This window comes from Planococcus versutus (assembly GCF_001186155.3).
Classification (GTDB): domain Bacteria; phylum Bacillota; class Bacilli; order Bacillales_A; family Planococcaceae; genus Planococcus; species Planococcus versutus.
On sequence record NZ_CP016540.2, the window covers coordinates 751,535 to 771,991 of the forward strand.

19 protein-coding genes and 1 pseudogene are annotated in these 20,457 nt (G+C 39.8%); 14 read left to right on the plus strand and 6 right to left on the minus strand.

Annotation, left to right across the window (positions count from 1 at the left end):
• Positions 1 to 9: 9 nt before the first annotated feature.
• The 5 genes and pseudogenes from I858_RS03825 to I858_RS03845 all read right to left on the minus strand — a co-directional run bounded on the left by I858_RS03825 (position 10) and on the right by I858_RS03845 (position 4,088).
• Positions 10 to 398 (minus strand): annotated as a pseudogene (locus I858_RS03825) (hypothetical protein).
• A 59-nt stretch (positions 399 to 457) separates the two neighbouring features.
• On the minus strand, positions 458 to 1,168 hold the full coding sequence (locus I858_RS03830; protein ID WP_049694833.1) for a hypothetical protein: 711 nt from the start codon (positions 1,166 to 1,168) through the stop codon (positions 458 to 460).
• Position 1,169: 1 nt separating this feature from the next.
• Positions 1,170 to 2,042, minus strand: coding sequence for an ATP-binding cassette domain-containing protein (locus I858_RS03835; RefSeq protein WP_049694832.1), 873 nt, complete (start codon positions 2,040 to 2,042; stop codon positions 1,170 to 1,172).
• Complete coding sequence (locus I858_RS03840; RefSeq protein ID WP_049694831.1) at positions 2,042 to 2,416, minus strand: GntR family transcriptional regulator; 375 nt, start codon at positions 2,414 to 2,416, stop codon at positions 2,042 to 2,044. Before I858_RS03840 ends, I858_RS03835 begins: the two co-directional genes overlap by 1 nt.
• A 178-nt stretch (positions 2,417 to 2,594) precedes the next feature.
• Positions 2,595 to 4,088, minus strand: coding sequence for an MDR family MFS transporter (locus tag I858_RS03845; protein WP_049694830.1), 1,494 nt, complete (start codon positions 4,086 to 4,088; stop codon positions 2,595 to 2,597).
• Positions 4,089 to 4,269: 181 nt separating this feature from the next.
• Here I858_RS03845 and I858_RS03850 point away from each other — a divergent pair, with 181 nt between their 5' ends.
• The 14 genes from I858_RS03850 (at position 4,270) to I858_RS03915 (ending at position 18,643) form a co-directional block, all read left to right on the plus strand.
• Positions 4,270 to 4,593 (plus strand): DUF3870 domain-containing protein, encoded by a 324-nt coding sequence (locus I858_RS03850; protein ID WP_049694829.1) that lies wholly within the window; start codon positions 4,270 to 4,272, stop codon positions 4,591 to 4,593.
• Between the two features lie 112 nt (positions 4,594 to 4,705).
• Positions 4,706 to 4,900, plus strand: a complete 195-nt coding sequence (locus I858_RS03855; protein ID WP_049694828.1) for a hypothetical protein — start codon at positions 4,706 to 4,708, stop codon at positions 4,898 to 4,900.
• 286 nt (positions 4,901 to 5,186) lie between these two features.
• Positions 5,187 to 6,353 carry a CaiB/BaiF CoA transferase family protein gene (locus tag I858_RS03860; RefSeq protein WP_049694827.1) on the plus strand — a complete coding sequence of 389 codons (1,167 nt, stop codon included), beginning with the start codon at positions 5,187 to 5,189 and terminating at the stop codon, positions 6,351 to 6,353.
• The gene (locus tag I858_RS03865; protein WP_049694826.1) at positions 6,353 to 7,564 is read left to right on the plus strand and encodes an acyl-CoA dehydrogenase family protein; all 1,212 of its coding nucleotides are present in this window, start codon (positions 6,353 to 6,355) and stop codon (positions 7,562 to 7,564) included. The genes I858_RS03860 and I858_RS03865 overlap by 1 nt, the downstream gene beginning before the upstream one ends.
• Before the next feature lie 251 nt (positions 7,565 to 7,815).
• Positions 7,816 to 8,532: a PspA/IM30 family protein gene (locus I858_RS03870; RefSeq protein ID WP_049694825.1), complete on the plus strand. Its 717-nt coding sequence runs from the start codon at positions 7,816 to 7,818 to the stop codon at positions 8,530 to 8,532.
• Positions 8,533 to 8,580: 48 nt separating this feature from the next.
• Positions 8,581 to 9,609 (plus strand): TFIIB-type zinc ribbon-containing protein, encoded by a 1,029-nt coding sequence (locus tag I858_RS03875; protein WP_049694824.1) that lies wholly within the window; start codon positions 8,581 to 8,583, stop codon positions 9,607 to 9,609.
• Positions 9,606 to 10,388, plus strand: a complete 783-nt coding sequence (locus I858_RS03880; RefSeq protein ID WP_083553737.1) for a TPM domain-containing protein — start codon at positions 9,606 to 9,608, stop codon at positions 10,386 to 10,388. Before I858_RS03875 ends, I858_RS03880 begins: the two co-directional genes overlap by 4 nt.
• A 29-nt stretch (positions 10,389 to 10,417) precedes the next feature.
• A complete protein-coding gene (locus tag I858_RS03885) occupies positions 10,418 to 11,407 on the plus strand; it encodes an SPFH domain-containing protein (protein ID WP_049694823.1) in 990 nt (329 codons plus the stop codon).
• Positions 11,408 to 11,583: 176 nt separating this feature from the next.
• The gene (gene dcuS, locus I858_RS03890) at positions 11,584 to 13,188 is read left to right on the plus strand and encodes a DcuS/MalK family sensor histidine kinase (protein ID WP_049694822.1); all 1,605 of its coding nucleotides are present in this window, start codon (positions 11,584 to 11,586) and stop codon (positions 13,186 to 13,188) included.
• Positions 13,185 to 13,892 carry a response regulator gene (locus I858_RS03895; RefSeq protein WP_049694821.1) on the plus strand — a complete coding sequence of 236 codons (708 nt, stop codon included), beginning with the start codon at positions 13,185 to 13,187 and terminating at the stop codon, positions 13,890 to 13,892. The genes dcuS and I858_RS03895 overlap by 4 nt, the downstream gene beginning before the upstream one ends.
• A 201-nt stretch (positions 13,893 to 14,093) precedes the next feature.
• Entirely contained in the window at positions 14,094 to 15,404 is a 1,311-nt protein-coding gene (locus I858_RS03900; protein ID WP_049694820.1) for a 2-hydroxycarboxylate transporter family protein, read from the plus strand.
• 563 nt (positions 15,405 to 15,967) lie between these two features.
• Positions 15,968 to 17,101, plus strand: a complete 1,134-nt coding sequence (locus tag I858_RS03905; protein ID WP_049694819.1) for a betaine/proline/choline family ABC transporter ATP-binding protein — start codon at positions 15,968 to 15,970, stop codon at positions 17,099 to 17,101.
• Positions 17,094 to 17,747 carry an ABC transporter permease gene (locus I858_RS03910; RefSeq protein ID WP_049694818.1) on the plus strand — a complete coding sequence of 218 codons (654 nt, stop codon included), beginning with the start codon at positions 17,094 to 17,096 and terminating at the stop codon, positions 17,745 to 17,747. Before I858_RS03905 ends, I858_RS03910 begins: the two co-directional genes overlap by 8 nt.
• Before the next feature lie 8 nt (positions 17,748 to 17,755).
• A complete protein-coding gene (locus I858_RS03915; RefSeq protein WP_049694817.1) occupies positions 17,756 to 18,643 on the plus strand; it encodes a glycine betaine ABC transporter substrate-binding protein in 888 nt (295 codons plus the stop codon).
• 305 nt (positions 18,644 to 18,948) lie between these two features.
• On the opposite strand, the gene I858_RS03920 is transcribed toward I858_RS03915, so the two are convergent.
• Complete coding sequence (locus I858_RS03920; RefSeq protein ID WP_049694816.1) at positions 18,949 to 20,307, minus strand: YjiH family protein; 1,359 nt, start codon at positions 20,305 to 20,307, stop codon at positions 18,949 to 18,951.
• Between the last annotated feature and the right edge of the window lie 150 nt (positions 20,308 to 20,457).

Sequence of the window (20,457 nt, forward strand, 5' to 3'; positions counted from 1 at the left end):
TTTTTTGTTTTATTCTTTTTCAGTTAAGAACGTAATGACTAAGAACATGAGAAACGCTAGTAACAACAAGCTGCCACCCACGATAAACAAAATCATCACCAATGTGTCGTTCCAATTGAAGGGGTTAATGTTGTATAGCCACATACCTCCAGTCAATGTAAAAGCTCCAACCATCGCGAGTACACTGTGAATCGCAACTAACTTTTTGAAACGGATGGTATAGACGCGGTAAAAGATCCCCAAGCAAAGACGGAAAGCCAGCCAACGAGCAGGATGTGTGCGTGAATTGGACGTAGGGCATAATCCATTTCGCCTGCCATTTGCGAACCAAGAAACGTACCAAACAATCCAAAAACTGCTGAAAAGCGTATTAAACGAAGACTCCATGTTTTTTCCAAGATATAACCTCCATAAGGTAGTTGAGTAAATCGAGATGCAGAAAAGTAAAACGTTTTTTTCACATTTTTATCGGAATGCGTTTTGTCAGCAATCTGATAGCTACTAGCAGTAGTGTGATTAGCATCAATGATCCCACTGCTGCTAGTGTAATACTAACTTCTATAGAAATAAAGGGAATCCATGGAATCATCGAACTGCCGGTCCAAAAAAAACTATTTAGACTGAGAGCTCCTATCGCAATTGCAATAAAGCCAAAACCAATAAGCCATCCGAAACGGTAATAACCAATGCCGATCAGCCAACCAATCAGGTAAAACGTAAAGATATCTAAGAAGAACATACCTGATGCTGAAAACCAACCTGTCGCTAGATCGAATATCATATAAGTGTTTGCATCAATAGGCAGTGTCACAAAAGTGGAAATTAAATGCTCAATGCCGTTAAGCGCAAGTGGAATAAGAGTAACAGCCAACGCCAAGAAAAATATGGAAATAACTGTTCCGGCATACAAGTCCTTACGAGTAATGCCTTGTTGAACATAATAGCCTAAAAAACTATATGCTGCGATAATTCCGCACACCAACATAAAAATAGCAACAGAATAGGTTGAAAAGGCGAAAAACCCTTGAATACTGGCATTATTTTTTGATGCAATAACCAATCCAATAACATGAGCAGCCGTAACAAAGAAGAAAAACCAAATACTCCATTTAACCTGTTCATAAAAAAGGTCGACTGCGACTTTTGAGTAGAGTTTGACTTGCGTCACGTCAACGCACCTCCTCTGTTAGATGAATAAATAGATCTTGCAATGACAAAGGACCAACTTCAATGCCTTGTTTTTGAGCGGTAAGTCGTTCTTGTTCTGAAATTGTTCCGTAGACCATGACAGATTTCGTAGTGCCTAGTTTTTGCTCGTTTAGTATTTTTCTGTCTGAGACAAAGGCGTCGACTTGATCGGTTGCTCCTGTAATAGAAACGCCTTGAGCAGAAATGCTTTCATAATCATCATTCAGTATTAGACGACCTTGATCGAGAATGACAATTTGATCAAAAAGATACTCCATTTCTGAAATCAAGTGAGTAGAAAGAATAAAGGTTCGAGGATGCGTCTCTTGGTCTGCTAAGATTTCCTGATAAAAAATTTCACGAGTAGGGGCGTCCATTCCGAGATATACTTCATCGAAAATGGTTAATGGCGAACGACTAGCCAAGCCGATGACCACAGTGAGAGCCGACTGCATTCCTTTTGATAATTTACTAATCGGTTTGTCTAGTGGTAGATGGAAGCGTTGCAATAAATAATTAGCATACTTTTCATCGTAATTCGGGCGATACCGTTTAGAAAACTCTAGTATAACCGGAATCTTATCATCTTCTTCGCTGTAATTTTTTTCGTAAAGAAAAGTAATTTGCTGCATCTTGTTAGGATTTTCAAAGACAGGTTCGCCATCAATTTCTACTTGACCTTGTGTTGGCTCACGGAAAGCCGCAACCAAAGAAAGAAGAGTGGTCTTTCCGGCACCATTGCGACCGATCAGTCCGTGGATTTTCCCGGGCTCAAGTGTCAATGAAATATTCTTTAACGCTTCAAACTTTCCGAATGTTACTGTGACATTACTTAGATTCACCTCAGCGGCCATCAGATTTCACTTCCTTTCGTGTTTTTGATCAATTCAATGACTTCTGTTTCTGTAATTCCTAGTTTTTGCGCTTCTTGAACAAGGCTTTTGACGTAATTATCAACAAATGCTTTTTTACGTTGTCTTATTAATGTTTGTTTTGCCCCTTCTGCTACAAACATGCCAATCCCTCTTTTCTTAAACAAGATTTTTTCATCTACTAACTGGTTAATCCCTTTCGAAATGGTCGCATGATTAATTTTGTAAAAATTAACAAGTTGATTGGTCGATGGTGCTTGATCACCTTCTTGAAGCTGATCATTGACAATCTGATCTTCAATTAATGTACGAATTTGCAAAAAAATCGGCTTGCTCGAATCAAACGCATTGTTCATTAAAAACACCTCCTATGATCGTGTTACGATATATGGTTATATACTTATGTATATAACCATATATCGTAATGAGTTAGTTGTCAATTAACAATGAAAATTTTTTCAATAAAAAACGTTTTAAGCAGCGCGTAAAGACTACTTAAAACGGGATTTGATATGCATGATGGGTGTGGAATAGTTATTCGATTTTATCTCCAAGTTTTTCTTTGCTCATTAGAAAGGCAGTTAATAGCGCTAAGAAAGCGGGAACAATCGCCCAGAAGAATGTGCTCGAAATTGAAGAAGATAATGCACTTATCAATTGATCTGTTATGTCAGTAGGGATATTTGCACGCGCTTCGGGAGATAGTAGAGCACGAGAATCTCCTGAAAAACGAGCAGCTTCAGTTCCAAACTGCTTTGTTAAGTTCCGACTGAATAAATGACTTTGAATAATTCCGAAAACAGTGATCCCGATGGTCATTCCGAATGTACGCAAAAAACTCACTGTAGATGTTGCAGCTCCTCGTTTACGAATAGAAAACGGATGAATCGCAGCTGAAGGGATGACGGAAAACGAAGCTCCAATGCCAAGTCCTACCAAAATCATAAACACGACAACCATAAATCGTGGTGTATCAACAGACAGTGTCGCTAACAAAATCATTCCAATTGTCAACAAAGCAAGAGTTGGAACTAAGAAAGAACGATATGTGAATCTCGTCATTAATGCACCGCCAATAGAGGCACTGACAACCGATCCAACCATCATCGGCAAGAGCACGAATCCGGCATTCGTCGCATCTCCACCTTGCACACCTTGAATATAAAAAGGAATATAAACAGAAGCTGTGATAAAAGCAGCACCACTAAAAATGGAAATTAGCCCACTCGTCGCAAACAATCGCTCTTTAAACATGCTAAAGTCGATAACGGGTTCTACAGCACGACGCTCAGCGATAACAAAAACAATCGTGAGTATGACAAAACTTGCAAACAAGGCAAAGCTTTGAAGGGACATCCAAGCGAATTCTTTACCACCTAGTTCAACTGCGAACATTAAAGAAACGACCGCGCCAACTAATGTAGCAGCACCTAGCCAGTCAATTTTCCCTTTAGAGCGCTCGAGTGACTCTTTATAGAAAAAGGCGACCATGATAAAGGCAATCAAGCCAAGTGGGATGTTAATATAAAATACCCACGTCCAGTTAATGTATTCTGTAATGTAAGCACCAAGAAGAGGACCAAATACACTGGAGATGCCGAAAACTGCACCGAACATGCCGCTCATTTTCCCGCGATCTTTTAACGGTACGATATCAAACATAATCGTAAACGCAATTGGCATTAACGCTCCGCCACCGATTCCTTGAATCGCACGGAAAATAATCAATTCGTTAATGGTATCGGCGGTGCCACATAACATTGAACCAATCATAAAAACAAGTAGCCCGAACATAAAAAATCGTTTGCGACCATACATATCGGATAATTTACCGAAAATAGGCATACCTGCCATTTGTGCAACTAGATATGCAGAAGTTACCCAGACAAATTTATCGACACCGCCAAGCTCCCCGACAATAGAAGGAAGGGCAGTGGTGACAATGGTATTGTCCATGGCTGCGACTAAAATCGCTAGCAATAATCCACCGATGACCACTTTAATATTACTCTGACCTATATTGTTCATGATTTCCACCCGCCATTCTTTTAAAGTATGTAAAAGATATTCATATCATAGTCCTCTGTACAAAAAAAACCAAATTCGAATGCACGATTTTAACAATAAAGAGATTTTTTTTGAGTTATTGCTCTTTTTCAATATCCTAGAGACAGTATGGTAAAGTTAAACTAAAAGGAGAAGATATCGAATGAATACTCTTTTTATCGCGGGTCATGCTAGACTTCCAGCAGGGATGGCCGCTCAAAATATATATGAAACGTTGACCATTACTGCAGAAATTGATAAGAATTACAGTGTGATTGTATCGGCAAGCTGCACATTGGCAACATCTCACGGCCAAGAGTTTGTCCAACAGTTACTGAGAGGCTATAGTTTGCAAGACGGTATTGAAAAACCATTAGCAGATATAAAGGCTCATTATCTTGGAAAAGCAGGAAATGCTTTGGCTTCTGCATTGAAAGACCTTTTTAAGCATTATGAAAGTTATAAAGGAAGCTCTCGGTCATCTTAAAAATAATAGTCAACTATCAAAAACTGAATCTTAGCAGAAGCAGCAATAAAGAGGTTAGCTTCAGTTTTGTTGGGTATACAACAAGTAAATCTTTGGAATCGGAGTGATTAGAATGGCGAGAAAAGGCACAGCAGGAAAAACACAAGATCAACAATCAGCCCCTACAGAATCAGCGATTGATAAAGTAGTTCAGAAAACAAAGCAAGCGTTAGACAGCGATAACGAAGCAACCAATTATGATGAAGCGACAGACGAAATGGAAAAAGCAAAAGATCATTCGAAAGATATACCTACCACTGAAAAATAACAGTTAACCTCTTTTGCTGATAAATGTTCAGAATAATCGTTCATTTCTGTTTACAACTGCTTCTTTCTGTATTACAGTGACAATAAGAATCGTGTCACAACGTTACGCGTTTATTCCACACGATCAATTTTGCACGACACGAAAAAATCATACTGCCTAGTCTGCTAAAACTTCTTTCCAGAAGCTTTATTCGTAGATAAAAGCCAGTTCATCCAGACAAGCAGTTTTGCTGTTGTCTTTTTGGGCTGGTTTTTTGTGTGGAAATTAAAAGAGAGGGGGCATGGCAATGCCAGGAGCCTTAACCGGTATGAAAATACTCGACTTGTCACGTGTACTCGCAGGTCCTTATTGCACTATGATTTTAGGAGATTTAGGTGCGGAAGTGATCAAAGTAGAAGCGCCTGGTGGCAGTGATGAAACACGTAATTGGGGTCCGCCTTTTCAAAACGGTGTCAGTGCTTATTTTTTAAGTGTTAATCGAAACAAAAAATCCGTCACTGTCGATTTGAAAACTCCAGAAGGAATAGCAGTTATTAAAAAGTTAGCAGCAGAAAGTGATGTTGTGGTCAGTAATTTCAAGACCGGAACAATGGAACGCCTTGGCATTGGATACGAAACTTTATCCGCTATTAACCCTCGAATTGTTTATTGCTCTATTACTGGCTTTGGCGAAACAGGACCCGATCGCGACATGCCTGGCTATGACTTTATAATTCAAGCGATGAGCGGGTTGATGAGTATTACTGGCGACAAGAAATCAGGACCACAAAAAATGGGCGTCGCTATTACAGATGTATTGACGGGATTATACGCTTGCATCGGTATTCAAGCAGCACTGCTTGAACGTGTCGGTTCTGGCAAAGGTCAAAAAATAGATCTTTCTTTGTATGACACGGCTATTAGTGCGCTCGTTAACATTGGTAGCAATTATTTAATGGATAAAAAAGTGCCAACTGCTCTAGGGAACGCTCATGCCAATATTGTTCCGTATCAACTATTTCAAACAAGTGATGGCGAAATAGTTATTGCCGTTGGGACAAATCAGCAATTTACAGCATTGTGTCAGATCTTAAAAGAGCCAGAATACGCAAAAGACAACCGGTACTTAACAAATTCCAGGCGGGTAAAAAATCGAGAAATTTTGATACCTCTACTACAACAAGCATTACTAAAAGAAAATACGGCGCACTGGCAACAACTATGCCGAGAACACGACATCCCAGCAGGGCCTATTCAGACAGTAGAAGAAATGGTTCATGACAAGCAACTACAAGCACGCAATATGTTTGTCGAACACAACCACCCAACCGCAGGAAAAATCACTCTAATTGGCAGTCCGTTAAAGCTATCGCGTACACCGGTTGAAATGAAACGTCATCCACCTGATGCCGGAGAACATAATGAAGAAGTTTTGGGTAATAGTCAACCATCAAAAATAAGGGGCGATTTCTAATGGAATTTTCATTCACAGAAGAACAAGACATGTTGCGCAACACGACACGAGGATTTGTGGACAAAGAAATTATGCCGTACATCGAAGCGTGGGATCGGGAGGGCAAATCAGATCCAGCTATTTACACAAAGTTGGCAGACCTTGGATTAATGGGTGTTTGCATACCTGAGAATTATGGCGGCAGTGGCATGGACTATAATTCGCTTGCCATTGTTTGTGAGGAACTAGAACGTGGAGACACAGCGTTTCGCACAGCTGTTTCTGTTCACATTGGATTGAACAGCTTGACCATTCTTCAATGGGGAACTGAAGAACAAAAACAAAAATATTTGATCCCACAAGCGACAGGAGAAAAAATTGGAGCATTTGGTTTAACAGAACCCGGTGCAGGATCCGATGTAGCTGCGATGAAATCGACTGCTGTTAAAGAGGGCGATTATTATATATTGAATGGACAAAAAACATGGATTTCTTTATGTGATATAGCTGATCATTTTTTAGTGTTTGCTTATACAGGTGAACAAACAGAAAAACATGGTGCAATTTCTGCCTTTATTGTAGAACGCACGTGGGAAGGGTTTTCTTCTAAAGCCATTAAAGGAAAGCATGGAATTCGTGCAGGAAATACAGGAGAATTGTTTTTCGAAGATGTTAAAGTGCCACAAGAAAATTTGCTAGGAAAAGAAGGCGAAGGATTTAAAATTGCAATGGCAGCACTTGATAATGGCCGTTTCACTGTTGCAGCAGGTGCCGTGGGTCAAATTATGGCGTGCCTAGAAGCAAGTGTGGATTATTGCCGAGAACGTCAAACATTCGGCAAGGAAATTGGTCGCCACCAGCTTGTTCAGCAAATGATTGCAAAAATGGAGGCGGGCTTTCAAATGAGTCGACTGCTTGTTTATCGGGCAGGTGAACTGAAAAATAAAGGAAAGCGCAACACACGTGAAACGTCGCTTGCAAAATGGCAAGCATGCGATTTTGCCAATCAAGCGGCTGATGACGCTTTCCAAATTCATGGAGCTTATGGCTATTCTGATGAATACCCAGTTAGTCGTTATTTACGCAACTCTAAAGCACCGGTTATTTACGAAGGAACGCGTGAAATTCACACTATTATGCAAGCAGAATATGTTCTTGGCTATAAAGAAGACAAAGCGCTATCCCACACATTGCCAGCTTGGGAACAAGCGAGTGATCCTGCTGTAAAATAAATAAGCGTCTTCCCGAACAGATTGTAGTTCGCGAAGACGCTTGTTTTTTATATACAAAAGAACGAAAAGACTAAACTAGATTTTCTCTTTCTACTTCTTACCTACAGACAGGGATGCGGTATACTAGAAGAAAGACATTTTTAATTTTATACATGCAGTTGCAAAGAGTAAGTTGTTTGAAAGCTTAATCTTTATCAGGAAAGGGTAATCTGTAAAGAAGCCAAAAAACCTACAAAAAAAGGAGAATGATGATGGAAATTTTAAAACGTTTTAAAGATATTATGACAAGCAACATTCATGCTTTACTAGACAAAGCAGAAGATCCAGAAAAAATGATTGATCAGTACTTACGTGATTTGAATAGTGATCTAGGTAAAGTGAAATCAGAAACAGCAGCAATCATGGCAGCTGAAAAACGAGAGCGCCGGGAATTAGAAGAAATTGAAAAAGAAATGGATGACATGCAACGTTATGCAGTAAAGGCATTAGAAGCGGATAACGAAGACGATGCGCGTAAATTTTTGCAACGCAAAGCTGAGTTGACTGAAAAAGTGGCAGACAAAGAAACTGCTGTAAAACTTGCTGCTGCCAACACGCAACAAATGCGTCAAATGCACGATAAGCTAGAAGCAGATATTGGTGAACTGGAGTCGCGTCGTTCAGAACTAAAAGGCAAAGCTTCTGTTGCAAAAACGCAAAAGCGCATGAATGACTTTACTTCATCTGTAGACGGAGCAGGCGAGCGAATTTCTGCTTTTGACAAAATGGAACAAAAAATCAACAAAGAGCTTGATGAGGCGAATGCGATGTCAGAGTTAAATAAAAGCTCCGGAACTAATATTAAAGACTTGACATCAAAATACGATAACGAGTCATCTGTTGATGATGAGCTAGAATCATTAAAAGCAGGTATTAATGTCGACGACGAATTAGCTGCATTGAAAAGCCAAGTTGGCAAAAATGAATGATAACCGAAATCTGGAGAGTTTCCTGTAAGTTGAAGGGAGGAGGACAGTATGGTTATTCAGTATAAATGCCCAAACTGTGGATCGGATATGTCCTTCGACAGCGAATCGGGCCATCTTTCCTGTCCAAATTGTGGCAGGCAAGATAAAATTGAGACATTTCCAGAAACCAATATTATTCGGAAGTTTGACCCAGATGAAGCAAAAGAATATCATTGTGAAAACTGCGGAGCTGTTATTTTAACAGAAGCACAAACCACCGCGACACATTGCAGTTTTTGTGGTGCACCCGTGTTACTTGCAGACAGGCTAACGGGAGATTTGGCTCCGGCCAAAGTGATTCCTTTTACGATTAGTAAAGAGGATGCTATTGCTGCATTTCGGAAATGGACAAATAATGGACGATTGACACCAAGCGGTTTTACTAGCGGTGATCGTATTAAAAAAATGACTGGTATGTATGTGCCATTTTGGCTGTACGACATCGAAGGTAAAGTAGATGTAGCAGCGCTTGCGACTAGAGTGCATAGCTATACGGCAGGCGATACAATTTACACAGAAACCAATTTTTATGATGTTCGTCGAGAAATAGATCTCAGCTACTTAAAAGTACCGGCAGACGCATCTGAAAAGATGGACGACGAACTGATGGATAAACTCGAGCCCTATCATTATGGAGAAATCAAGGATTTTAAAATGCCTTACCTCGCAGGATATCTTGCGGAGAAATACGATTACGGTGATGAGGAACTATTTTCACGAATTGAATCGAAAATCGTGCCTTATATCGATACGTATATAAGCAGTACCATTTCCGGATACTCAACCGTTAGTTATACGAATAAACAAATTCAAACAAATAAAAAGAATGTTTACTATACGCTGTTTCCAGTATGGATGGTCTACTACGATTTCGACAATAAAGAACACACTTTTGCGATGAACGGTCAAACTGGTAAAGTGGTAGGCAAGCCACCAATCAGTGCCTTTAAAGTCGCAGCTTGGTTTACTGGCATTGCAGCTTCAGCTTTTGCAGTGATGAAAGCGATCGCGTTTGCTGTAGGAGGTGTTCTTTGGTGAAGGCATTTCAAGTTAACTGGCTAAGAATTCTTTGTTTCATGCTTCTAATCATTAGTGTAAGTGGCGTCGCAGCGTTTGCTGCTGTAGATGAGCATGTTTACGACGAGGCTAACTTATTAAGCGAATCGGAAATCACTGACTTAGAAGCAGTTGCAGCCAAATACAGCCGAGAGCAAAATGTCGACTTTTTGTTTTTAACAACCGCAGATGAAACTATGCCTTCTATTATCGATTATATGGGTGATTTTTTTGATCAGTGGTCTAGTGAAAACAATCAAAAAAATGTAGTATTGCTAACAATGAATATTGCGACGCGTGATGTCTATTTAGCTGGTTTTGGAACAGCTGAAACCACACTTGATGATAAACGAGTCGATATGGTTTTAGATCGAATTGTTCCTGAAATGCAAAATGGTGACTATGCAGATGCTTTTCGTGAGACAGTGACTACGTCAAGTCGTTATATGGAGTATCGCCCCGGCGTCAACCCCGAAAACATTCTTCTTAAAAGCTGGTTCCAACTTCTTGTTGCATTATTGCTGGGGGTAGGTGTTGTTGGGTTCATGCTTTATCATTCAGGTGGGCGTGTGACAACGACTGCAAGTACTTATGTTGATGAGGACCATACAAGAGTAACCGGTACACGTGACCAGTTCCGTAACAAAACCGTTTCACGTCGTAAGGTTCCGAAGAACAATGGAGGCGGAGGCGGTGGTTTTGGCGGTGGAGGAACTACCGGAGGCGGCACTTCATTTAGCGGAGGCGGTCGCAAGTTTTAAAAAAATAAATCAAAGGAGGGAAAAATAGAATGGGATTTTTCGGCAATCAATTCTCAGACGTAGTCGAATGGGAAGAATTCAGAGAAGATATGATTTTCTGGAAATGGACAAACAATGAAGTGAAAAAAGGCAGTAAGCTCATTATTCGTCCAGGACAAGATGCTATCTTTATGAACAACGGCAAAGTCGAAGGGATTTTTGAAGACGAAGGCGAATACGATATTGAATCAGAAATCGTGCCATTCTTATCAACTTTAAAAGGTTTCCGCTTTGGCTTTAATAGTGGCATGCGTGTAGAAGTGTTGTTTGTGAACACAAAAGAATTTACGGTTCGTTGGGGCACACAAAACCCAATTAATATTCCGTCACCTCAATTACCTGGGGGCCTGCCTATTCGAGCGAATGGAACATTTCAATTTAAAGTCAGCGATTACATTGGCTTGATCGATAAAATCGCAGGAGTTCGCAATAGTTATGTAGTTGAAGACGTGAAAATTCGTATTACGGCCATTCTGGACCAACTTTTAATGAGATGGATCAGTAAAGAAGGCAGGGATATGTTCAACTTGCAAGCCAATGCGCATGAAATTGGTAAAGGTATTCAAGATGATTTGAACATGCAACTAATGGATGACGGCATGAAAGTGACCGGCTTCCAAGTCATGAGCTTTAATTATCCGAAAGAAATTCAAGACATGATCAACAAAAGTGCCTCGCACGGCATGGTGGGTGATGTGTCAAAATACCAGCAAATTTCTGTAGCGGATGCCATGGGCAAATCGTCGGGATCCAATACGGCATCTGACATGGCAGGCATGATGATGGGTATGAACATCGCTAAAGACATGATGAATGATCAAACAGAAGACAGCCATAAGCAACAAGCTGCTGTACATTCGACCGAATCAACTTCACAATCAGAGAGTGGTGGGAAAACCGTGCCGAAATTCTGTCCAAACTGTGGGCAGAAAAACGAAGGTGCAAAATTCTGTCCGAATTGCGGTCAGAAATTAAGTTGAAAACGATTGAACCACTGTAGGAGGTAGCTCCTACAGTGGTTTTTTTCTATACACACGCATTTTTTATTTTGTTTATGTAGTAGAATAGCAGAAAGACGTCACTGGAATTCATATATTCAAGAGGGGAATCAACAAAAAACAATAACTAATCTGTAATAAGAACGGAGTAACAAACAATGAATTCACCACGCTTTAAACTAAGTTCAATCATTATTTTCTTTATTTGTCTTGTGGTATTGATTTCGTTATCAGTCACCATCTTTTTGATCACGAACGTAACGAGTAGAAATATAGAAAATCAATTAGAGCAAAAAGCGATAAATACTTCGCGTACAGTTGCCGAATCGCAAATAGTTAAAAGTGGCTTAGTGTTTTCTGAAATGGAAGAAGGAATTCAAGAATATGCGCAAGCGGTTCAACAAGCGACCAATGTGCTATTTGTAGTCGTCATAGATATGGAAGGAGTACGAAAATCACATCCCGATCCCAAAAAAATCGGTAAGTCATTTATGGGTGGAGACGAAATACAAGCATTAAGAGGTAAAGACTATACGTCAAAATCAACAGGGACCTTAGGAGAATCGTTGCGTTCATTTACTCCTGTTATGGATACTGAGGGAACTCAGCTTGGGGTTGTGGTGGTGGGTATTTCACTTGAAGAAGTACAGTCGGCTATTCAGCAAAGCCAATTCAAAATTTTAACGGGTTCTGCTACTGGATTATTAGTCGGAATTATAGGTGCTTTTTGGTTGGCATGGTATATCAAGAAGAGCTTGTTTGGTTTGGAGCCCTATTCAATTGCACGCATTCACGAAGAGCGAAATCAAATGCTGCAGTCTGTTTACGAAGGAGTTATTGCAATTGATGTAGATTCAAAAGTTGTGTTAGTTAATAAATCGGCGAGACGAATTTTTCATCAAGCTGGTTTGATGACTAAAGAGCCGATTGGCATGGATATAGGTGATTTTCTGCCAGGAGCCATGTTAGAACAAATGCTAAAACAAACAGCACCTGAATTGGATGAAGAGCAAAATTTTAATGGCGTATCTGTAATTTCAAATCGCGTACCACTTATCGTTAACGGTCACGTAATTGGTGCAATTGCTACATTCCGAGACAAAACAGAAGTAAATTTACTAGCAGAACAGCTGACAGGCATTCGGTTGTATGCAGATACGTTGCGCGCACAATCTCATGAATTTATGAATCAACTTCATGTATTGCTTGGTATGATTAAGTTAGAAGAATATGAACAAGTTAAGCAATTTATCGCAAAGTTAACAGATCATCAAGTACATGAAGTAGGAGCAGTCACACAACACATAAAAGACCCTGTTCTTTCAGGTTTCATCATCGGGAAAATAAGTTATGCGAGAGAAACACAAGTCGAACTTGTGGTTCACTGTGAAACAGAAATTCCTCAACCCAAAGATGGTTCTGTAACACATGAACTCATCACGATTCTTGGAAATGTCATTGATAACGCAATAGACAGTGTGCAAGGTCAACAACAACGAAGTGTAGCTGTTCGTTTTTCTTACATAGACGAATTATTAGAACTGACTGTAACAGATTCAGGTCCTGGTATTGCTCTACATATGCAAGAAACCATCTTTTCAAAAGGAATTTCTTCTAAAGAAGGTAAAAATCATGGATTTGGACTTTACTTGTCTAAACGAAGTGTTGAAAAACTCGAAGGGTCTATCGATGTCCTCTCTGATGAAAACCAAACTATTTTTTCAATCGTTGTTCCATATGAAGCTGGAGGTGAGCTAGTGTGATTAATGTACTAATTGTAGAAGATGATCCAATGGTAGCAGAGCTAAACCGACAATATGTGGCAAAGGTAAATGGCTTTACCGTCATTGGTCACGCTAGTGATTCTAGCAAAGCAGTTGAATTACTGGCAACAGTGGAAGTAGATTTACTATTGCTAGATATTCATATGCCTGGAATGGATGGGCTCGACTTTTTAAGACAGCTTCGTGAAGAAAAAGAAGATGTAGATGTTATTCTTATCACTGCAGCATCCGATGTTGGTCAAATTCAACAAGCGCTTAGACTGGGAGCGATAGATTACTTGATCAAACCGTTTGAATTCAACCGTTTCCAGGAATCACTTTTGCAATACAAAGCTCATCATTTCAGCCTAGATAGAAAAAATAAAGTAGATCAACAAGAACTTGACCAAATGCTACAAAAAAAGAGCCATTCTGCACAACGTAGCGATGCAGTGCCAAAAGGATTGACGAAAACAACGTTGAAAAAAATTATTGAATTGACCTTGGCAATCGATAGAGATACGTTTTCAACAGAAGATATTGCGGAAATTAGCCGTATTTCACGTGTCTCAGTGAGAAAGTATTTAAAATTTTTGACGGAAATCGGTTACTTAGAAGAAAACCTAGATTACGGAATTGGTCGTCCGATTTATCGCTACTTCATAAAAAGAAAGAATCGACACGTGATTATCCCTTACTTATAAAGCAGCCATATAGGCTGCTTTTTTTAATTACAATAAGTTCAATACTTTCAAATGGTATCTGTTTTCTGACTATTTAACTAACATAAAAAAGTAGAAGGTTGAAAGCGCTTTCTGCTTGGAGCTATCCCTCAACAAAAAGTATAGGAATAGTCGTAACGGAAATACATTATCGATAAAAAATAGAAGACGGAGTTGACAGCAATGAAAGAAAAAAAACAAAACACACCGCCCGATCTGCCGGTGAGACATAATTTAGGAACGTTCTCGATTTTTAATATTCCCATCTTGTGGTTTGCTATTTTTACTGCAATTGCACTTTATGCGATGTATACAGATAACCTACCGGCAGGCATGATTGGTGCGTTGTTAATCATCATGGTTCTGGGGGAACTGCTTGGGTGGATTGGCGACCACACCCCCATTGTCCGTACGTTTTTAGGCGGTGGAGCGATTGTTGCCATATTTGGTTCAGCATATATGGTCTACAGTGGCTTAATGCCTGAATCCACAACGACGCTTATTACAGAATTCATGAAAGATGGAGACTTCTTAAACTTCTATATTGCCGCGCTAATTACCGGAAGTATTTTGGGGATGGAGTCAAAAGTGTTGGTAAAAGCGGGCGTTCGTTACGCATTGCCATTGCTGGCCGCTGTAGCCGGTGCTGTGTTGTTAGCAGCATTAGTAGGATTAGTTCTTGGGTTTAGTGTTCAAGATGCAGTACTGGTCATTGCCATGCCGATTATGGGTGGAGGCATGGGTGCAGGTGCCGTACCGATGTCACAAGTGTATTCGGAAATGCTAGGAAATGAACCTGGGTATTATTTGTCCATTTTAGTACCAGCGTTAGCACTAGGTAACGTCTTTGCTATTATTATTGCTAGTATTTTAAATATTGTTGGCAAAAAATATCCGAGTTTGACTGGAAATGGCCAATTAATCAAAGGCTTTCATTATGAGAAAAAAGAAGCACCCGAATACAGTTTAGCGAAAATGGGCATTGGCGTTTTAGCAGCCGTATCGTTTTACATGTTAGGAAATCTATTAGGTGATGTGATTCCGCTTCATCCTTACGCGATCATGATTATTTTGGTTGCTGGTTTGAAAGTAGCGAATATCATGCCAGAAGTTATTGTTGAAGGCGCAAGCCAGTGGTACGAATTTGTTGCGAGAAACTGGACCAATGCGTTATTGATCGGTATTGGTGTAGCGTATACAGATTTAGCTGCTGTGTTGGATGCATTAAGCATTGAGTATGTTCTTATCGTACTTGCTGTTGTTATTGGAGCCGTAATCGGTTCAGGCGTTGTTGGGAAGTTTATGGGCTTCTATCCAATCGAAGCTGCGATTACAGCAGGTCTTTGTATGGCGAACATGGGTGGGACAGGAGATGTAGCCGTATTATCTGCAGCACGGAGAATGGAATTGATGCCATTCGCACAAATCTCTTCTCGTTTAGGTGGCGCATTGATTTTGCTGCTAGCTAGCATATTCATCCCATTTTTCATCTAGCAAGCTCAAACATCCACTCGCAAGCAACGCGAGTGGATGTTTTTTGTTTTATGCGATTTCCTGTTTTGGAGATTTTTGAATATTTATTTGATGTGCCTTTTTCTATGTATCCACGCCTTGTATATAATATCGCGAAATGAAAGAACTCTTCTTTTTTAATGATTCGACTCGCGGTATTTTTAAAGCAAAGGTTGTTAGACTTCCGAAAGAGTGCTATGGTTAGATAGTTGAATCAATTTAATAATTGGTTTTATTTCAAAAATTCAACCATTTGAGCAGCTGGGTATAAACTAGTTTCGAATGGGTTTATCAAATGCTTCTTGCATGTGAACTTGTTGTAAACTGAAAAAATCAGAGCAAATTGCTAAAAAGTTTTTAGATGAATGAGGAGATTTTTAATAAAATCACTCTTTTTACATAAGCTGTATGTCTATACAGAGACATAGAGACGTCTTGCCTAACCAGTTAAATGGATGAGCGAGAAGTCCTTTTTTTTATGGAAGAAAAAAAGTTTTCAGCTGAAGAGATAAAGTTGAATTCAACTACTATAGAAGGAGGTACTCATGCTCAAATTTGAAAATGTAAGTAAAGTGTTTAACGGAGGATTTAAAGCAGTCGATTCGGTTAGCTTTGATATTCCAGAAGGCGAATTTCTCGTACTTATTGGTCCCAGTGGGTCAGGAAAATCAACAACGATGAAAATGATCAATCAGATGGTTCCTCATACAAGTGGAACGATTTCGATTAATGGGCAAGACATTATGAGTTTGAATGCTTCAGAGCTTCGCCGGAATATCGGTTATGTGATCCAGCAAATTGGTCTTTTTCCTCATTACACGATTGAAAAAAACATCGCGACGGTTCCTGAACTAAAAGGCTGGTCAAAAGAAGAAATCCGCGTACGTGTTAAAGAACTAATGGAATTAGTGGGTCTGGATCCTGAGGTTTTCGCTTCTCGCTACCCGAAAGAATTGTCTGGTGGACAGCAACAACGTGTAGGTGTTGCACGAGCACTGGCATCAAATCCAGAAATTATCTTAATGGATGAACCGTTTGGTGCATTAGATCCAATCACACGAGACCAACTGCAGTTTGAGTTGATTTCACTGCAACGGAAATTAAAGAAGACGATTGTTTTTGTTACGCATGATATGGACGAAGCGTTAAAACTAGGCGACCGTATTGCAATTATGAAAGATGGCAAATTACTTCAACTCGACACCCCGGAAAAATTACTACGAGAACCGTCCCACGGTTTTGTAGAAGAGTTTATCGGCAAACATCGGATTACCCAAAATCCTGAACTGATGCCTGTCTCTGCTGTTATGACAGAAAAAGTGATAACTGCACAAATCGGTATGTCTCCATCGAAAGCACTAGTAATGACACGACAGCATCAAATCACGAGTTTGATTATCGTGAACGAAGCAGGTGCCTTAGTAGGTCTTGTTTCTTCTTATAAACTCATCAAAAAAATAGACGAGATCCACTCGCTTGAAGAAATCATGGAAGCGCCAAAAACGGTGTTGCCACTGTCGGCAACAGCGAAAGAAGCTATTGTTTTGATGACCACGGCACAACTTGGCATTATTCCAATACTCGATGAAACGCTTCGCGTAAAAGGTCTCGTTACAAGTGGTACATTACTTTCTGCATTGTCCAGTCAGTGGACAGAAATGGAGGAAGTAAATGAATAATTTAAATATCATTGAACAGCTCGTAGAACAAGCGCAAATGCGCTGGCAAGATGTGATTCAAGCCACCTCTGTCCATATCCAACTTGTTTTCTTCTCGATGCTGATCGCTGTCGTGTTAGGTGTCACGCTTGGAATTTTAATCACGCGCGTTCCTTCGCTTGCGACAGTCGTATTAGGCGGAGCCGGTGTTATGCAAACGATACCAAGCTTAGCTTTACTAGGCTTTATGATTCCTATTTTTGGAATTGGTGTAAACACAGCGATTGCTGCGTTATTTTTGTATTCATTGCTTCCAATTATTCGAAATACCTATACAGGAATTAAAGACGTCAATAAAGCCACGGTCGAAGCAGCAAAAGGAATGGGGATGACCAGCTGGCAAATTCTAATTAAAGTGGAATTACCTTTGTCCATTCCCATGATTATGGCGGGTATTCGGACAGCTGCTGTGATTAACGTGGGTACCGCAACACTCGCTGCATTTATCGGAGCCGGCGGACTTGGCGATTTCATTTTCTTAGGTATTACACGTGGCATTGATGGTTTAATCCTACTTGGTGCCATTCCAGCTGCGTTATTAGCCATTCTATTGGAAATCTTCTTCGGCTCATTAGAGCGTTGGACGACTCCAAAAGGCTTGAAATGAGGGATTGTATGACAAAACGCATAGTGTTGAAATGTCTATTGCTGCTCTTCGTCACATCATCACTTGCAGGCTGTATTTTTATCGAAGAAGATTCCTTAATCGTGGGATCCCGAAACAATACAGAAAGCATTATTTTATCGAATATTATGGGACAGTTAATTGAAGCGGAAGCGGATATTGATGTCATTTATAAAGAAAATTTAGGAGGGTCCAACGTAGTGTGGACGGCCATGCTAAATAATAATATCGATGTGATACCAGATTATACCGGAACCATTGTCATCAACTATTACCAAGAAACAGCAGGAGATGCTGAAGAGACTTTGGCTTCTACCAAAAAACTTGTTTCGGCAGATGGCATTACGGCATTGGAATCATTTGGTTTTAATAATACGTATACGCTAGCGTTAGACGAAGATCAAGCAGAAAAATTGAATTTGGTCACGTTCAGTGATTTTGCAAAAGTTTCGTCTGACTATACGTTAGGCGCAGTGTTTGAATTTATCGATCGACCGGATGGATTGCCCGGCTTTAAAGAAGAATACGATTTAGAATTTAAAGATGTAAAAGGAATGGATCATGGTATGATGTATCGCTCTATTAACGCGGAAGAAGTAGACGTCATCAATTCGTATACAACAGATGGACAACTGCAAATGTATAATTTACGCGTCTTAGAAGATGATCAAAGCTATTTCCCGCCGTATCATGCGTTACCATTAGTACGAACTGAAATCATGGAACAATACCCAGAACTTGAAGAAGTCCTCCTTCAGTTAGCGGGGGAAATTGATGAACCTGCTATGCAAGCGATGAATGCAAAAGTAGACAACGAAGGCCAAATGGTTGAAGTTGTAGCTAAAGAGTTTTTGCAAGAAGCTGGTCTTATTGAGTAAAGAATAAGCGCGGTAGAAGGCTTTGCTAGTTTCCTTATATAGGAATGGCAAAGCCTTTTTAACAGACTCAATAAAAATTTGAATAATCAGTCTTTTTTATATCATTTTAATTGAAAAGGGCGTATGATAAAAACAAAGGAGGAGGAGTCTCAATGGAAGCTACCTTTGCTTTTGTGCCTATGATTGTTCTCTCCGCCATCATCGTTGTGCTCATTATGTCTTATTTCGTCTTTCATCGTTGGGCAAAATGAGTGCAAAAAAACGTCACACTTAGGGAATTCAATCCCAAGTGTGACGCTTTTTTGTTACACAAACAAATGACCGAACAACACAAGAATCGGCAGCGTGATGATGGTACGTAATACAAAAATGACGGCCAGCTCCCAAAACTTAACGGGAATGTTCGAACGTAAAATTAAAATACCAATCTCAGACATGTAAATGATTTGTGTTAAGGAAACTCCTGCAAGAACAAAGCGTGTCAGCTCACTATCAATACCGCTACCAAGTACAGCAGGTAAAAACATATCTGCAAAACCGACTAAAAATGTTGGTGCGGCTTCAGCTGCTTCCGGTAAGCCAAACAGCGTGAGTACTGGAATTAACGGATAAGAAATAATTTTGAAAAGAGGTGTGTATTCTGCTACGATCAACGCGATGGTACCAAGAGCAATAACAAGAGGAATTAACGCTAACCAAATATCTAGCACTGTTTCAATTCCAAGTTGTACAAGTTTTTTCGGGCTTGCTGCGTTTTTCGCTTTGCGACGAGCTTCGTCAAAACCCCATTGCAAAAGTGGTGCATCTTCCGGAATGGTATCATTGATTTGTTTCCCGACTGGTGCGTAATAAACATCTTTTTTAAGAGACAATGGTGGGATGCGTGGCATAATGATGGCGGCAATGAGACAAGCAACCGATACCGACAAGTAAAAAGGGAAAAATAGATCTTGAATTTCAGCAACGGTGGCGACGACTAAACTAAAAGCAACAGAAGCAATCGAAAACGTTGTTGCAATGACAGATGCTTCACGTTCTGTGTAGTTGCCTTCATCGTATTGCTTCATGGTCACCAAGACTCCAACTGGAGCTGCACCCATCCATGATGCCATCGCATCGATTGACGAACGGCCGGGTAAAGTAAAAACGGGGCGCATAAATTTATTAAGCAAAGTGCCCACAAATTCCATTAAACCAAATTCTACAAGTAGCGGTAGCAAAATTCCCGCAAACAAGAACCATGTTAATAACACAGGCGCCAAATCAAAAAGAACAACGCCTCCTGTAGCTCTTGAAGAAATCACTTCAGGTCCAATTTCATAAAAGGTCATGATGCCAAATGCAAAAGCGAGCACACGAACGATTAAACCAAATGGTCCGTTAATAAACGTGGTCCGTAAAAATGACGAATGTTGAACGAAAGTTGGTTTTGTAATAGTGGCAAGTACACTAGCAAGTGCAGAAAATCCAAGTAAAAAAACAATAAATGCAGGAATCACATCGCCGAATGCTGTTAAGAGAAAAGAGGCTAAAATACCGACACCGATCGTAATTTCATCGTTATAAGAGATAGGACATAAGAATAACAATGCGCCGAGAATAGAAGGAATTAAAAACTTCCAAGTGTCGATGGGTTCAATTTTCTTTTTTTCGTTTTCGAGCATAATTTATAATTCCTCCTTTACATAGTGAGTAGTCAAAAATAGCATTTTGTATTTAATCATGTATAGACTATACATGATTAAATAATCGAGTGACAAGAAAATAAAAAAATTTTTAGTTAAATCGAATTTTTTTACTTATTTTTATAGGCT

Excerpts from the sequence above, each read along its gene's own strand:
- I858_RS03865 (WP_049694826.1), top strand. The coding sequence starts at position 6,353 with ATGGAATTTTCATTCACAGAAGAACAAGACATGTTGCGCAACACGACA.
- I858_RS03900 (WP_049694820.1), top strand. The coding sequence starts at position 14,094 with ATGAAAGAAAAAAAACAAAACACACCGCCCGATCTGCCGGTGAGACAT.
- I858_RS03870 (WP_049694825.1), top strand. The coding sequence starts at position 7,816 with ATGGAAATTTTAAAACGTTTTAAAGATATTATGACAAGCAACATTCAT.
- dcuS (WP_049694822.1), top strand. The coding sequence starts at position 11,584 with ATGAATTCACCACGCTTTAAACTAAGTTCAATCATTATTTTCTTTATT.
- I858_RS03910 (WP_049694818.1), top strand. The coding sequence starts at position 17,094 with ATGAATAATTTAAATATCATTGAACAGCTCGTAGAACAAGCGCAAATG.
- I858_RS03855 (WP_049694828.1), top strand. The coding sequence starts at position 4,706 with ATGGCGAGAAAAGGCACAGCAGGAAAAACACAAGATCAACAATCAGCC.
- I858_RS03840 (WP_049694831.1), bottom strand. The coding sequence starts at position 2,416 with ATGAACAATGCGTTTGATTCGAGCAAGCCGATTTTTTTGCAAATTCGT.
- I858_RS03845 (WP_049694830.1), bottom strand. The coding sequence starts at position 4,088 with ATGAACAATATAGGTCAGAGTAATATTAAAGTGGTCATCGGTGGATTA.
- I858_RS03875 (WP_049694824.1), top strand. The coding sequence starts at position 8,581 with ATGGTTATTCAGTATAAATGCCCAAACTGTGGATCGGATATGTCCTTC.
- I858_RS03885 (WP_049694823.1), top strand. The coding sequence starts at position 10,418 with ATGGGATTTTTCGGCAATCAATTCTCAGACGTAGTCGAATGGGAAGAA.
- I858_RS03860 (WP_049694827.1), top strand. The coding sequence starts at position 5,187 with ATGCCAGGAGCCTTAACCGGTATGAAAATACTCGACTTGTCACGTGTA.
- I858_RS03835 (WP_049694832.1), bottom strand. The coding sequence starts at position 2,042 with ATGGCCGCTGAGGTGAATCTAAGTAATGTCACAGTAACATTCGGAAAG.
- I858_RS03905 (WP_049694819.1), top strand. The coding sequence starts at position 15,968 with ATGCTCAAATTTGAAAATGTAAGTAAAGTGTTTAACGGAGGATTTAAA.
- I858_RS03915 (WP_049694817.1), top strand. The coding sequence starts at position 17,756 with ATGACAAAACGCATAGTGTTGAAATGTCTATTGCTGCTCTTCGTCACA.
- I858_RS03850 (WP_049694829.1), top strand. The coding sequence starts at position 4,270 with ATGAATACTCTTTTTATCGCGGGTCATGCTAGACTTCCAGCAGGGATG.
- I858_RS03920 (WP_049694816.1), bottom strand. The coding sequence starts at position 20,307 with ATGCTCGAAAACGAAAAAAAGAAAATTGAACCCATCGACACTTGGAAG.